The sequence below is a fragment of the Pseudomonas sp. ABC1 genome, from assembly GCF_013395055.1.
Taxonomy (GTDB): Bacteria; Pseudomonadota; Gammaproteobacteria; order Pseudomonadales; family Pseudomonadaceae; genus Stutzerimonas.
The window spans coordinates 167,480-181,833 of the sequence record NZ_CP058349.1; the positions used below are offsets into that span (position 1 = coordinate 167,480).

The 14,354-nt window shown below is 58.8% G+C and carries 10 protein-coding genes; all 10 read left to right on the forward strand.

The window, feature by feature from the left end; all coding sequences use genetic code 11:
• Position 1 precedes the first annotated feature (1 nt).
• The 10 genes from hisC (at position 2) to HW090_RS00585 (ending at position 14,317) form a co-directional block, all read left to right on the forward strand.
• Complete coding sequence (gene hisC / locus HW090_RS00540; protein WP_179111638.1) at positions 2-1,111, forward strand: histidinol-phosphate transaminase; 1,110 nt, start codon at positions 2-4, stop codon at positions 1,109-1,111.
• A complete protein-coding gene (locus tag HW090_RS00545) occupies positions 1,108-3,294 on the forward strand; it encodes a prephenate dehydrogenase/arogenate dehydrogenase family protein (protein ID WP_256930704.1) in 2,187 nt (728 codons plus the stop codon). Before hisC ends, HW090_RS00545 begins: the two co-directional genes overlap by 4 nt.
• Complete coding sequence (cmk, locus tag HW090_RS00550) at positions 3,291-3,974, forward strand: (d)CMP kinase (RefSeq protein ID WP_179111639.1); 684 nt, start codon at positions 3,291-3,293, stop codon at positions 3,972-3,974. The genes HW090_RS00545 and cmk overlap by 4 nt, the downstream gene beginning before the upstream one ends.
• Positions 3,975-4,119: 145 nt before the next feature.
• Complete coding sequence (gene rpsA, locus HW090_RS00555) at positions 4,120-5,802, forward strand: 30S ribosomal protein S1 (protein WP_179111640.1); 1,683 nt, start codon at positions 4,120-4,122, stop codon at positions 5,800-5,802.
• A 171-nt stretch (positions 5,803-5,973) separates the two neighbouring features.
• Positions 5,974-7,287 carry a trigger factor gene (gene tig / locus HW090_RS00560; RefSeq protein ID WP_179111641.1) on the forward strand — a complete coding sequence of 438 codons (1,314 nt, stop codon included), beginning with the start codon at positions 5,974-5,976 and terminating at the stop codon, positions 7,285-7,287.
• Between the two features lie 84 nt (positions 7,288-7,371).
• A complete protein-coding gene (clpP, locus tag HW090_RS00565) occupies positions 7,372-8,010 on the forward strand; it encodes an ATP-dependent Clp endopeptidase proteolytic subunit ClpP (protein WP_179111642.1) in 639 nt (212 codons plus the stop codon).
• 91 nt (positions 8,011-8,101) lie between these two features.
• On the forward strand, positions 8,102-9,382 hold the full coding sequence (gene clpX / locus HW090_RS00570; protein WP_179111643.1) for an ATP-dependent Clp protease ATP-binding subunit ClpX: 1,281 nt from the start codon (positions 8,102-8,104) through the stop codon (positions 9,380-9,382).
• Between the two features lie 125 nt (positions 9,383-9,507).
• Positions 9,508-11,904 (forward strand): endopeptidase La, encoded by a 2,397-nt coding sequence (gene lon, locus HW090_RS00575; protein WP_179111644.1) that lies wholly within the window; start codon positions 9,508-9,510, stop codon positions 11,902-11,904.
• 132 nt (positions 11,905-12,036) lie between these two features.
• Positions 12,037-12,309 carry a nucleoid-associated protein HU-beta gene (hupB, locus tag HW090_RS00580; RefSeq protein ID WP_010490206.1) on the forward strand — a complete coding sequence of 91 codons (273 nt, stop codon included), beginning with the start codon at positions 12,037-12,039 and terminating at the stop codon, positions 12,307-12,309.
• A gap of 163 nt (positions 12,310-12,472) precedes the next feature.
• Complete coding sequence (locus HW090_RS00585; protein ID WP_179111645.1) at positions 12,473-14,317, forward strand: SurA N-terminal domain-containing protein; 1,845 nt, start codon at positions 12,473-12,475, stop codon at positions 14,315-14,317.
• Positions 14,318-14,354 lie beyond the last annotated feature (37 nt).

The following is a 14,354-nucleotide window of genomic DNA, read 5'->3' on the forward strand; positions in this document are numbered from 1 at the left end:
TATGTCGTGTGATTTCCTCACCCTGGCGCAGCCAGGCGTACAGCAACTGTCCCCTTACGTCACGGGCAAGCCAATCAGCGAATTGGCGCGCGAGCTGGGTATCGATCCGAGCGAGATCGTCAAGCTGGCCAGCAATGAAAACCCGCAAGGTCCCAATCCTCGCGTACTGCAAGCCATCGAGCAGGCGCTGGCGGAGTTGACGCGCTACCCCGATGGCGGTGGCTACGAGCTCAAGCAGAAGCTCGCCGAGCGATTCGCCATCGATCCTGCCGGGATTACCCTGGGCAACGGTTCCAACGACATCATCGACATCGTCGCCCGCGCCTTCCTCGGGCCAGGCAGCAATGCTGTCTACAGTGCCCATGCCTTTGCTGCCTACCCCATCTCGACTCAAGCCGTAGGCGCCGAGAGCAAGGTGGTCGCGGCCATCGACTATGGTCACGATTTGGAAGGTATGCTGGCGGCTATCGATGCGCAGACCCGGGTGGTCTTCGTCGCCAACCCGAACAACCCGACCGGCACCTGGTTCGGTCCGCAGGCTCTGGAAGGTTTCCTGGCCCGCGTGCCTGAAAATGTGCTGGTGGTGCTGGACGAGGCCTATATCGAGTACGCCAGTGGCGATGACCTGCCGGACGGCCTTGGCTATCTGTCGCGTCATGCCAATCTGCTGGTGTCGCGTACCTTCTCCAAGGCCTATGGGCTGGGTGCGCTGCGTGTCGGCTATGGGGTCAGTTCGCCTCGGATTGCTGAGGTGCTCAATCGCGTGCGCCAGCCGTTCAACGTCAACTCGCTGGCCCAGGCCGCCGCCTGCGCGGCCCTGGACGACCTCGAATACCTGCGGCGCGGGCGCGACATCAATGATGCCGGCAAGGCGCAACTGGAGCAGGGCTTCGCGGCGTTGGGGCTGTCCTGGATTCCTTCTCGCGGCAACTTCATCGCGGTGAATGTCGGGCGCGATGCCGGGCCGGTGAACCAGGGGCTGTTGCGCGAAGGTGTGATCGTGCGCCCCATCGCGGGTTACGGTATGCCGGAATTCCTGCGGGTTTCCATCGGCACCGAACAAGAGAATGCTCGTTTCCTGGCTGCGCTGGGCAAGGTGCTGGCTTCGTGAAGTCATCGCCCGCCTTCGGTCGTGTCCTGGTGATCGGGCTGGGCCTGATCGGCGGCTCATTCGCCAAGGGGCTGCGGGCCTCCGGCTTGTGCGAGGCGGTGATCGGTTTCGATCTCGACCCGCAGTCGCGCCGGTTAGCGGTGGAATTGGGTGTGGTCGATCGCTGCGCGGAAACGCTGGAAGAGGCCTGCCGTGAGGCCGATCTGATTCAGTTGGCGGTGCCGATACTCGCCATGGAGCGCCTGCTGCGGACACTGGCGGGGATGAAGCTCGATCTTCAGCGCATCGTCCTGACCGATGTCGGCAGCGCCAAGGGCAGTGTGGTGCGTTGTGCGGTCGAGGCATTCGGCTGCAACCTGCCACGCTTCGTGCCGGGGCATCCCATTGCCGGCTCCGAGCAGAGTGGCGTGAGCGCGGCCAAACCGGCGCTTTTCCGGCGTCACAAGGTCATTCTCACGCCGCAGCCGGATACCGATCCTGAGGCGCTGGCACTGGTCGACCGGGCGTGGCGGGTGCTGGGGGCCGATGTCGAACATATGGCTGTCGAGCACCATGACGAAGTGCTGGCGGCCACCAGCCATCTACCGCACCTGCTGGCCTTCGGTCTGGTCGACTCGCTGGCCCGGCGCCATGAGAACCTGGAAATATTCCGCTATGCCGCTGGTGGATTCCGCGACTTCACGCGGATCGCCGGTAGTGACCCGGTGATGTGGCATGACATCTTCCTGGCCAACCGCAAGTCGGTCCTGGCGACCCTGGACGAGTTCCAGGCCGATCTCGATCAGCTGCGCCAGGCGATGGTCGATGGAGATGGCCATCATCTGCTGGGGGTTTTCACCCGGGCGCGAGCGGCCCGTGAGCATTTTGGCAAGATCCTGGCCGGGCGTGCCTATGCCGAGGACGAATACGCCGACAGTCCGAATCTGCGGGTGGAGAGGGGCGCGCCACTGGTTGGCGAGGCGTCTGTTCCCGGTGATCGGCTGATCGCCCTGTGGGCAATCGTGCTGGCCGCCCTGGCGGAAGGGCGCAGTGAGATCTCCGGGTTCCGTGCCAGTGAGGATTCGCTGGCGACTATCCAGGCGTTCCGCGACATGGGTGTCGTCATCGAGGGGCCACAGCAGGGCCGGCTACTGGTCCATGGTGCCGGGCTCAATGGCTTACAGGCGCCTCCGGGGCCGCTCTATCTCGGTGGTTCGCTCCGAGCCATGCGCATGTTCACCGGCCTGCTGGCGGCGCAACCTTTCGATTGCATGCTGACCGGTGACGCGCAGTTGAGCCGAGAGCCGATGGCGGCGGTCGTTGGCCCTCTGGTCGCGATGGGAGCCAGTATCGCCCTGCATGAAGGGCATGCGCCTGTCCGTATCTGTGGGCGGCAGGTTTTGCAGGCGAATGATGAGCAGCCTTCGTGCGAAGCGTCTTCGGCGCTTTTGCTCGCAGGTCTGTATGCCCCCGGCGTGACGTACCTGCATACCTCCTCAAGCCTGGAAGCTGGCCTGCTGGGAGGCTTTGGTTGGCCTGTCCGGCTCGACGGGAATGAAGTAGCGCTCCCTGGCGGCTATCAACTGGCGGCAACGACCGTTGCCGTGCCGGGGGATGCAATGATGGCGCTGGCTCTCGTGTTGGCAGCCACTCTGAGTCGTGGTTCCGAGGTTACTCTCGAATCCGTTGCGGTGACGCCAGCGTTCGAGCGTGGTCTGTCCATTCTGGAAAGCATGGGGGCGGATGTTTGCCTGCTTCGGCAGGTCGATAGGGTCGGTGTGCCGACCGCAAGCTTCAGGGTGCGCTCTGCCTCTTTGCAAGCCGTCGAAATTGCCGTCGATGCAGCATCGCTACTTCCTTTCCTGCTCATCGCGGCTGTTTGCGCTACGGGTGAGAGCCATTTTCACGGGTTCGATGCTTTGCTCGAGCAGGATCGGCAGCGTGTCGAGCAGTTGCTCGGCAGTCTGGGCGAGTTGGGTGTTTCTGCGGCTATCGACAAGGGCGCACTGACGCTCAGCGGTGGTGCGCTCGTGGGTGGCAGTGTCTCGGCGCACCATGATCCATCACTGGCCATGGCCTTGTGTGCGGCTGGGCTGGTTGTCGACGGTGGGCTGGAAATACGCGAGAGCCCGACGTCGCTGCGGGATTTCATCGCATTTGCCGAGCGATTCGGCATGCGGATCAATACAGAGGCTGGTTTATGAGTGCAGAGATATCCGTCATCACGATCGACGGCCCCAGTGGTTCCGGAAAGGGGACGGTGGCGACACTGCTCGCCAGGCAACTGGGCTGGAATTTCCTCGACTCGGGGGCGTTGTATCGCATTCTGGCCCTGGCGGCTGAAAAGCATGGCGTGGCGCTGGATGACGAAGTGCGCCTGGCTTCCCTGGCGGCTTCGCTGGATGTTCGTTTCGGTGCGGAAGGTGAAGGCGCAACGGTCATTCTGCTCGAGGGCGAGAACGTCAGCGAAAGCATTCGCAATGAAACGGTCGGGGCGGGGGCGTCCAGGGTCGCGGCATTGCCACAGGTGCGCAGTGCCTTGCTGCAGCGGCAGAAAGATTTTCGCATGTCGCCGGGCCTGGTGGCCGATGGCCGTGACATGGGGACGGTGGTCTTTCCTGATGCGCGGCTGAAGGTGTTTCTTACGGCCAGCGCCGAGGAACGGGCGCGCCGGCGCTTCTTGCAGTTGAAGGGCAAGGGCGATGATGTTAATCTCGCGAGTCTTATCGATGAGATACGTGCCCGCGACGAGCGTGACACGCAACGCACTGTGGCACCCTTGAAACCGGCTGACGACGCCGTGTTGCTGGACTCCACCGCGCTGACCATCGAGCAGGTGCTTGAACGTATTCTGAGCGAGGCCGCCCGTCGCGACCTCGCCTGATGAGGGGCCGCATGTGCGGTCCGTCGAAAAGAAGGCGGGTGGGAATCCAGACCCTGTTCCACAGGCCTTTTATTAATGAGTCAACCCATATCGTCTGGGATGTGGAGATTGGGCGGAATCCCGTCCGAGAACAGCAGGAATCAACATGAGCGAAAGCTTCGCGGAACTCTTTGAAGAAAGCCTCAAATCCCTCGACATGCAACCGGGCTCCATCATCACTGGCCTGGTGGTCGACATCGACGGTGACTGGGTCACTGTACATGCCGGCTTGAAATCCGAGGGCGTCATCCCTGTCGAGCAGTTCTACAACGAACAGGGTGAACTGACCATCAAGGTGGGTGACGAAGTCCATGTCGCTCTGGATGCGGTGGAAGATGGTTTCGGTGAAACCAAGCTGTCCCGCGAAAAAGCCAAGCGCGCCGAAAGCTGGATCGTTCTGGAAGCAGCCTTCGCTGCCGAAGAAGTGGTCAAGGGCGTCATCAATGGCAAGGTCAAGGGTGGCTTCACCGTCGACGTCAATGGTATCCGCGCGTTCCTGCCGGGCTCCCTGGTCGACGTGCGTCCTGTCCGCGACACCACTCACCTGGAAGGCAAAGAGCTCGAATTCAAAGTCATCAAGCTCGACCAGAAGCGCAACAACGTTGTCGTTTCCCGTCGCAGCGTGCTGGAAGCCGAGAACAGCGCCGAGCGCGAAGCCCTGCTGGAATCCCTGCAGGAAGGCCAACAGGTCAAGGGTATCGTCAAGAACCTCACCGACTATGGTGCGTTCGTCGACCTGGGCGGCGTCGATGGCCTGCTGCACATCACCGACATGGCCTGGAAGCGTATCAAGCATCCGTCGGAAATCGTCAACGTTGGTGACGAGATCGACGTCAAGGTCCTGAAGTTCGACCGCGAGCGTAATCGCGTATCGCTGGGTCTGAAGCAACTGGGCGAAGACCCATGGGTTGCCATCAAGGCTCGCTACCCGGAAAACACCCGCGTCGTGGCCCGCGTCACCAACCTCACCGACTACGGCTGCTTCGCCGAGCTGGAAGAGGGCGTGGAAGGCCTGGTGCACGTTTCCGAAATGGACTGGACCAACAAGAACATCCACCCGTCGAAAGTCGTTCAGGTTGGCGACGAAGTGGAAGTCATGGTTCTGGACATCGACGAAGAGCGTCGTCGTATCTCCCTGGGTATCAAGCAGTGCAAAACCAACCCATGGGAAGACTTCTCCGGTCAGTTCAATAAGGGTGACCGCATCTCCGGCACCATCAAGTCGATCACCGATTTCGGTATCTTCATCGGCCTGGACGGCGGCATCGATGGCCTGGTCCATCTGTCCGACATCTCCTGGAACGAGCCGGGCGAAGAGGCTGTTCGCCGCTTCAAGAAAGGCGACGAGCTGGATACCGTCATTCTCTCGGTCGACCCGGAGCGCGAGCGCATTTCCCTGGGTATCAAGCAGCTGGAAGACGATCCGTTCTCCAACTACGCTTCGATCAATGACAAAGGCAGCATCGTTCGCGGTACTGTCAAGGAAGTCGATGCCAAGGGTGCCATCATTGACTTGGGCAACGATATCGAAGCTACGCTGAAAGCTTCTGAAATCAGCCGCGACCGCATCGAAGATGCCCGCAATGTGCTGAAAGAAGGTGACGAAGTCGAAGCCAAGATCATCAGCATCGATCGCAAGTCCCGCGTCATCAGCCTGTCCATCAAGTCGAAGGACGTGGATGACGAGAAAGAAGCCATCCAGGGCCTGCGCAAGCAGGACGCCGTGGAAAGCACCGGCCCGACCACCATTGGTGATCTGATCCGTGCGCAAATGGAAAACCAGAACTGAGTTCTGATCTCCATTGAAAAGGGCGACTTCGGTCGCCCTTTTCGTATCCGAGAATTTCATGAGTGGGCACGGCCCCTGGCGATGGGTGACTTCTGTCATTCGAGCTAATAGAATGCATCCCCATTCTGGGGCCGGAACGCCCGGCTTATGTCTGTGCAACGAGGAAAATACATGCAAGTTTCTGTTGAAAGCACCTCTGCTCTTGAGCGCCGCCTGACTATCGGCGTGCCGGCCGAGCGTATCGAGACCGAAGTCAACAAGCGTCTGCAGCAGACCGCCAGCCGTGCAAAGATTCCAGGTTTCCGCCCGGGCAAAGTGCCGATGAGCGTGATCCGTCAGCGTTATGAAGAGGCTGCTCGCCAGGAAGCCCTGGGTGATGTCATCCAGGCTACTTTTTATGAAGCAGTCGTGGCTGAAAAGCTGAACCCTGCCGGCGCGCCTGCGGTCGAGCCCAAGGTCTTCGAAAAGGGTAAGGACCTTGAGTACATCGCGACTTTCGAGGTGTTCCCAGAGTTCGAACTGGCTGGTTTTGACGGCATCGAAGTCGAGCGCCTGCAAGCTGAAGTCGGTGAGTCTGACGTCGACAACATGCTGGAAATCCTGCGCAAGCAGAGCACTCGTTTCGAGACCGTTGCTGATCGCGCGGCCGAGAACGGCGATCAGGTCAACATCGATTTCGTTGGCAAGATCGACGGAGAAGCGTTTGCTGGTGGTTCTGCCAAGGGCACTCAACTGGTGCTTGGCTCTGGCCGCATGATTCCTGGTTTCGAAGAAGCCCTGGTGGGCGCCAAGGGCGGTGAAGAGCGTGTGATCACGCCAACTTTCCCCGAGGACTACCAGAACCTCGACCTGGCTGGCAAAACTGCCGAGTTCACTGTCACCGTCAACAGCGTTGCCGAGCCCAAGCTGCCGGAGCTGGACGATGAGTTCTTCGCCCGTTTCGGCGTGACGGAAGATGGCCTGGAAGGCTTCCGTGCCGAGGTCAAGAAGAACATGGGGCGCGAACTGCGCCAGGCCATCAAGACCAAGGTCAAGACTCAGGTCATGGACGGGCTGGTCGACAGCAATCCAGTCGAGGTGCCGAAAGCGCTGCTGGATAACGAAGTCAACCGCCTGCGTGCCCAGGCCGTCCAGCAGTTCGGCGGCAACATCAAGCCCGATCAACTGCCTGCTGAACTCTTTGCCGAGCAAGCCAAGCGTCGCGTCGTGCTGGGGCTGATCGTCGCCGAAGTCGTACAGAAGAACGAACTCAAGCCTGATGAAGCCCGTGTCCGCGAGCTGATCGAGGAAATGGCGTCTGCCTATCAGGAACCTGAGCAAGTGGTGGCCTGGTACTACAAGAATGACGAGCAGCTGAACGAAGTTCGTTCTGTTGTACTCGAAGAACAAGTTGTAGATACTGTTCTCAAGCAGGCCAAGGTAACCGACAAGTCGGTGTCCTATGAGGAAGCCGTCAAGGCCGCGCAAGCACCTCAAGCCGCCTGATTCATCCGTTCGAGTACGCCAGCATAAGCCAGCCTCGCGCTGGCTTATGCATTTGAGGCAATGACACAGGGAGTAACCTTAGCTATGTCCCGCAATTCCTTCATGCATGTTCCGGACATCCAGGCCGCTGGCGGTCTTGTCCCGATGGTGATCGAGCAGTCGGCGCGCGGTGAGCGGGCCTATGACATCTATTCGCGCCTCCTGAAAGAGCGTGTGGTGTTCCTCGTCGGGCAGGTCGAAGACTACATGGCCAACCTGCTGGTTGCGCAGTTGCTGTTCCTCGAAGCGGAAAATCCCGAGAAGGACATTCACCTCTATATCAACTCCCCGGGTGGTTCCGTCACGGCTGGCATGTCGATCTATGACACCATGCAGTTCATCAAACCGGACGTCACCACCACTTGTATTGGCCAGGCCTGCAGCATGGGTGCATTGCTGTTGGCTGGTGGCGCAGCGGGCAAGCGCTATTGCCTGCCGCATTCGCGCATGATGATTCACCAGCCGCTCGGCGGCTTCCAGGGGCAGGCCTCGGACATCGAGATCCACGCGCGCGAAATCCTGACCATCCGCGAGCGCTTGAATCGTATCCTGGCCGATCACACCGGGCAGCCGATCGATGTCATTGCGCGTGATACGGACCGCGACAACTTCATGAGTGCCGAGGAGGCAGTCAAATACGGCCTGATCGACCAGGTTCATAGCCGCCGCCAACTGGCTATCTGACTCTTTGCTCCGGGCGCAGGCCGCCTGGGGTTGAAAACGCCCCCGATTGCCTTCATCTTGTCTTGCAAGACTACCGTATTGGATTGACCGAATGACTGACACCCGCAACGGCGAGGATTCCGGAAAGCTCCTGTACTGCTCTTTCTGCGGAAAGAGTCAGCACGAAGTGCGCAAACTGATTGCCGGCCCCTCCGTTTTCATCTGCGACGAGTGTGTCGACCTGTGCAACGACATCATCCGTGAGGAGGTGCAGGAAGCCCAGGCCGAGAACAACTCGCACAAACTGCCAACGCCCAAGGAAATCAGCGGCATTCTCGACCAGTATGTGATTGGTCAGGAACGTGCGAAGAAGATTCTTGCAGTCGCTGTCTATAACCACTACAAGCGCCTCAACCAACGCGACAAGAAGGAAGAAGTCGAGCTGGGCAAGAGCAATATCCTGCTGATCGGCCCAACCGGTTCCGGTAAGACGCTGTTGGCAGAGACGCTGGCTCGCCTGCTCAACGTTCCCTTTACCATTGCTGATGCGACGACGTTGACCGAAGCAGGTTATGTCGGTGAAGACGTCGAGAACATCATCCAGAAGCTGCTGCAGAAGTGCGATTACGATGTCGAGAAGGCTCAGATGGGCATCGTCTACATCGACGAGATCGACAAGATCTCGCGCAAGTCGGACAACCCCTCCATCACTCGCGATGTGTCTGGTGAAGGTGTGCAGCAGGCACTGCTGAAGCTGATCGAGGGCACTGTCGCCTCGGTGCCGCCGCAAGGTGGTCGCAAGCATCCCCAGCAGGAGTTCCTGCAGGTCGATACACGCAGCATCCTGTTCATCTGCGGTGGCGCCTTTGCTGGCCTGGAGAAGGTCATTCAGGGGCGTTCCACGCAAGCGGGCATCGGTTTCGCCGCCGAAGTACGCAGCCGTGAGCCGGGCAAGAAAATCGGCGAGGCACTGCGCTCGGTGGAGCCGGATGATCTGGTCAAATTTGGCCTGATTCCCGAGTTCGTCGGTCGATTGCCTGTGATCGCTACATTGGATGAACTGGATGAGCCGGCATTGATCCAGATTCTGACCGAGCCGAAGAACGCGCTGACCAAGCAATACGCCAAGCTGTTCGAACTGGAAGGCGTCGAGCTGGAGTTCCGCTCCGATGCCCTGAAGGCTGTCGCCAGCCGGGCTCTGGAGCGCAAGACGGGTGCGCGTGGGTTGCGCTCCATTCTTGAGGGCGTTCTGCTCGACACCATGTACGAGATCCCTTCTCAGAAAGATGTCAGCAAGGTCGTGATCGATGAAAGTGTCATCGAAGGTTCTTCCCAGCCGCTCTTGATTTACGAAAGTGCCGAGCCGCCAGCCAAGGCTGCACCTGAGGCTTGATAGATAAAGGGGCCATTCGGCCCCTTTGTTTTTTCATCCTTGTTTTTTGCATGATGGGCCCTCATGTTAAGGGTTCGTCAATGCGTATCAGTCTTGCCCGTTCATCGCCGTCGTAGAGCCCAATTATGAAAACAACCATCGAATTGCCCCTTTTGCCGCTGAGAGATGTCGTGGTTTATCCACACATGGTGATACCGCTATTCGTTGGGCGTGAGAAATCCATCGAGGCCCTGGAGGCGGCGATGGCCGGCGAGAAGCAGATACTGCTGATCGCACAGAAGAATCCTGCGGATGATGATCCAGCCGAGGATGCGCTGTATCGGGTTGGCACCGTTGCCACCATCCTTCAATTGCTCAAGTTGCCCGACGGAACAGTGAAAGTTCTGGTCGAGGGCGAACAGCGTGGCGAAATCGAATCATTCATCGACAACGCTTCCCACCTCTGTGCGGAGGTGCAGTTGCTCGATGAGGTCGACGTCAGCGAGAAAGAGGCCGAGGTTTTCTCCAGGACCTTGCTGGGGCAGTTCGAGCAATACGTACAACTCGGCAAGAAGGTTCCTGCCGAAGTCCTGACATCGCTTTCCTCAATCGATGACCCTGCGCGCCTGGTCGACACCATGGCTGCCCATATGACGCTCAAGATCGAGCAGAAGCAGGCCATTCTGGAGGTGGCTGAGCTACCCGCGCGTGTCGAACATGTCCTGGCGCTTCTGGATGCCGAACTCGATCTGCTGCAAGTGGAGAAGCGCATTCGGGGGCGCGTCAAGAAGCAGATGGAGCGCAGCCAGCGCGAGTACTACCTGAACGAGCAGATGAAGGCCATTCAGAAGGAGCTGGGCGATCTGGATGAAGGGCACAACGAAATCGATGACCTGAAAAAGCGCATCGATGACGCTGGCATGAGCAAGGATGCACACACCAAGGCCATGGCCGAGCTGAACAAGCTCAAGCAGATGTCGCCGATGTCGGCCGAGGCCACGGTGGTTCGCTCCTATATCGACTGGTTGGTCAATGTGCCCTGGAAGGCTGTCAGCAAGGTTCGTTTCGATCTTGCCAAGGCTGAAGAGGTCCTGGATGCCGACCATTACGGACTCGAAGAGGTCAAGGAGCGCATCCTTGAATACCTTGCAGTGCAAAAGCGAGTGAAAAAGCTCAAGGGGCCGGTCCTGTGTCTGGTGGGGCCACCCGGTGTCGGCAAGACCTCGCTGGCCGAATCCATTGCTCGTTCGACCAATCGCAAGTTCGTCCGTATGGCGCTCGGTGGGGTGCGGGACGAAGCGGAAATCCGCGGGCACCGTCGAACCTACATCGGCTCCATGCCAGGGCGCCTGATCCAGCGCATGAGTAAGGTCGGGGTGCGTAACCCGCTGTTCCTGCTGGATGAAATCGACAAGCTGGGCAACGACATGCGTGGCGATCCAGCGTCGGCCCTGCTGGAAGTGCTCGATCCCGAACAGAACCACAGCTTCAATGACCACTACATGGAGGTCGATTACGACCTTTCCGAGGTCATGTTCCTCTGTACAGCCAACTCGATGAACATCCCTGCGCCATTGCTGGACCGCATGGAAGTCATCCGCCTGCCTGGCTATACCGAAGATGAAAAGATAAACATCGCCATCCGCTATCTGGCGCCCAAGCAGATCAAGGCTAACGGATTGAAGGCCAGTGAACTGGCATTCGACGATTCTGCGCTGCGAGACATCATTCGCTATTACACGCGAGAAGCCGGTGTGCGTAGTCTGGAGCGCCAACTGGCGAAGGTCTGCCGCAAGGTGGTGAAGGAGCATGGCGCGACGAAGGCGCTCAGTCTGCGCATCGACACGAACAATCTCGAACACTATCTGGGCGTACGCAAATTCCGTTACGGACTGGCCGAGGAACAGGACCAGGTGGGCCAGGTGACTGGGTTGGCCTGGACGCAGGTTGGCGGTGAACTCCTGACGATTGAAGCCGCAGCGATGCCTGGCAAGGGCCGTCTGACCAAGACCGGTTCCCTGGGCGATGTCATGGGCGAGTCGATCACTGCTGCGATGACGGTGGTGCGTAGCCGTGCACGCAGCCTTGGGCTGGAGCCTGAATTTCATGAGAAGCAGGATGTCCACATCCACGTACCTGAAGGGGCAACGCCCAAAGATGGTCCGAGTGCCGGCATCGGTATGTGCACTGCACTGGTTTCCGCGCTGACGCAGATACCTGTGTGTGCCGATGTGGCCATGACTGGGGAAATCACCTTGCGTGGCCAGGTGCTGGCGATCGGGGGGCTGAAAGAGAAACTGCTGGCCGCCCACCGGGGAGGGATCAAGACGGTCATCATCCCTGAAGAGAACCAGCGCGATCTGAAGGAAATTCCTGAGAACATTAAACAGGACCTGCAGATTAAACCGGTCAAGTGGATTGACGAGGTCCTGCAAATTGCGTTGCAATATGCCCCGGAGCCCTTGTCTGATACGGTTCCAGAGATTGTTGCAACGGAAGAAAAGCGCGAGCTAGACTCCAAGGAAAGGATCAGCACGCATTAGTCCGGGGCATGATTGACAAAATTTTGGGTGCCTTGATATAAACGGCCCCTTGTCAGCAGCGCTCAGCATCGCTTTGCTTACACCCGAAAAATCGAAGATACGACTCCATAGAATATTCAAGGGGATTCAAGAGTGAACAAGTCGGAACTGATTGATGCCATCGCCGCATCTGCTGATATCCCGAAAGCTGTCGCCGGCCGTGCGCTGGACGCTGTGATCGAATCCGTCACCGGTGCTCTGAAAGCTGGCGACTCTGTTGTCCTGGTCGGCTTTGGTACCTTCGCTGTCAAAGAGCGTGCCGCTCGTACCGGTCGTAATCCTCAGACGGGTAACCCAATCAGCATCGCTGCTGCAAAAATTCCGGGTTTCAAAGCCGGCAAGGCTCTCAAGGACGCGGTCAACTAAGCGTCTTCGATCCTGACTCTAGCTTGTAGAAGCGACTGGTGCTGGTTCACCCCTGTATCCCAGTCGTTTCAAAGCACCGAGAGGGCGCATCCATGGATGCGCCTTTCTTTTATCTGGACTCACCTGCGCTGTTCGTCGTATTACGCAGCTACCCGGGGGATGCATGCTTCAAAACATCAGGGATAATTCTCAAGGCTGGATTGCCAAGACCATCATCGGCGTCATTGTGGTCCTGTTGGCACTGACCGGCGTTGAGGCCATATTCAACTCGGGCGGAAACAGCCGCGATGTAGCGGAAGTCAACGGCGAAAAAATTGCTCAGGCGGATCTTGAGCAGGCTGTGAACATGCAGCGCCGTCAACTGGCACAGCAGTTCGGTCGCGATTTCGACGCTTCCTTGCTTGACGATCGTCTGCTGCGTGAGGCTGCGCTTTCCGGTTTGATCGAACGACAGGTTCTCCTGCAAAGCGCCGACAAGGCTGGTTTTGCCTTTTCCCAGGCGGCTCTGGATCAGTTGATCCTGCAAACACCGGAATTTCAGGTCGATGGCGCATTCAATGCAGGCCGTTTCGATCAGGTCATTCAGCAGATGGGTTACAACCGCCTGCAGTTCCGTCAGTTGCTGGAGCAGGAATTACTGATCGGTCAGTTGCGTGCGGGTATTTCCGGTACCGGATTCGTCACTGATCGCCAGGTGGCTGACTTTGCTCGTCTCGAGCAACAGACGCGTGATTTCGCCAGCATCATCGTCAAGTCCAATCCGGATGTGGTCGAGGTGTCCGACGAGGAAATCAGCGCCTACTACAGTGCCAATACCGATCGTTTCCGCTCCCCGGAGCAGGTCGTGGTCGAGTATGTAGAGCTTCGCAAGGAGTCCTTCTTCGATCAGGTGGAGGCTTCGGATGAAGAGCTGCAGGAGCTATACGAGAAGCAGATTGCCAACCTGGCCGAGCAGCGCCGCGCTGCCCACATTCTGGTCGAGGCTGGGGATCGCTCCGAGGCACAGACCAAAGAGCGTCTTGAGCAGATTGAGGCACGCTTGAAAGCCGGCGAAGATTTTGCTGCGGTGGCCAAGGAGTTTTCCGACGATACAGGTTCTGCCGCAGAAGGTGGTGACCTCGGCTTCGCTGGCAAGGGCGTCTACGATCCGGCCTTTGAAGATGCGCTCTACGCCTTGCAGGAAAATCAGGTTTCCGCTCCGGTCCAAACCGAATTCGGTTGGCACGTGATCAAGCTGCTGGGTGTCCAGTCTCCAGTCGTTCCGAGTTTCGACAGCCTCAAGCCCGAGCTTGAGCGTGAAGTGAAGGCGCGTCAGGTAGAGCAACGTTTTGTCGAAGCAGGCAAGCAGCTTGAGGACTCCGCCTTCGAGGCAGCTGATCTTGCCCAGCCGGCCCAGGAGCTTGGCTTGACTGTCAATACGACACCTGCATTCGGCCGCGACGGTGGCGAAGGCATCGCCTCCAACCGGCAGGTGCTGCAGGCCGCTTTCAGTGATGAAGTGCTGGTCGACGGTGCAAACAGTGGCATCATCGAACTTGATCCGGATACTTCCATTGTCCTGCGTGCCAAAGAGCATCTGCAGTCGGAGACACTGCCGCTGGAGAAGGTCAAGGACGCCATTGCCCGGCAATTGCGCAAGGAAAAAGCAACCGAGAAAGCTTCTGCGGAAGGCCAGCAACGGCTTGTCCAGGCAAAAGCAGGAGAGCTCAAGGATCAGTGGAGTGTTGTCGAGGCGGCAACCCGTGCGCAGGAGAATGTTGCTCCGGCCGTATTGCAAGCGGTATTCCGCATGCCAAAACCCAAGGATGCGCCAACTTATACAGGTGTCACGCTGGCAAACGGCGATTATGTCGTCCTGCGTCTCGATGGTGTCAGTGAGCCAGAAGACACACTGAGTGACGAGGATAAGTTGAATTACCGGCGCTTCCTGGCCTCCAGGTCGGGCCAGCTGGATTTTGCGGCCTATCGCGATTATCAGCAGGCCAAAGCCAAGATTGAGAAACTGTAAGCAGGTTTCTTGATGCGACTTCACAAGCCCGGCTTAT

Excerpts from the sequence above, each read along its gene's own strand:
- hisC (WP_179111638.1), top strand. The coding sequence starts at position 2 with ATGTCGTGTGATTTCCTCACCCTGGCGCAGCCAGGCGTACAGCAACTG.
- cmk (WP_179111639.1), top strand. The coding sequence starts at position 3,291 with ATGAGTGCAGAGATATCCGTCATCACGATCGACGGCCCCAGTGGTTCC.
- rpsA (WP_179111640.1), top strand. The coding sequence starts at position 4,120 with ATGAGCGAAAGCTTCGCGGAACTCTTTGAAGAAAGCCTCAAATCCCTC.
- tig (WP_179111641.1), top strand. The coding sequence starts at position 5,974 with ATGCAAGTTTCTGTTGAAAGCACCTCTGCTCTTGAGCGCCGCCTGACT.
- clpP (WP_179111642.1), top strand. The coding sequence starts at position 7,372 with ATGTCCCGCAATTCCTTCATGCATGTTCCGGACATCCAGGCCGCTGGC.
- clpX (WP_179111643.1), top strand. The coding sequence starts at position 8,102 with ATGACTGACACCCGCAACGGCGAGGATTCCGGAAAGCTCCTGTACTGC.
- lon (WP_179111644.1), top strand. The coding sequence starts at position 9,508 with ATGAAAACAACCATCGAATTGCCCCTTTTGCCGCTGAGAGATGTCGTG.
- HW090_RS00585 (WP_179111645.1), top strand. The coding sequence starts at position 12,473 with ATGCTTCAAAACATCAGGGATAATTCTCAAGGCTGGATTGCCAAGACC.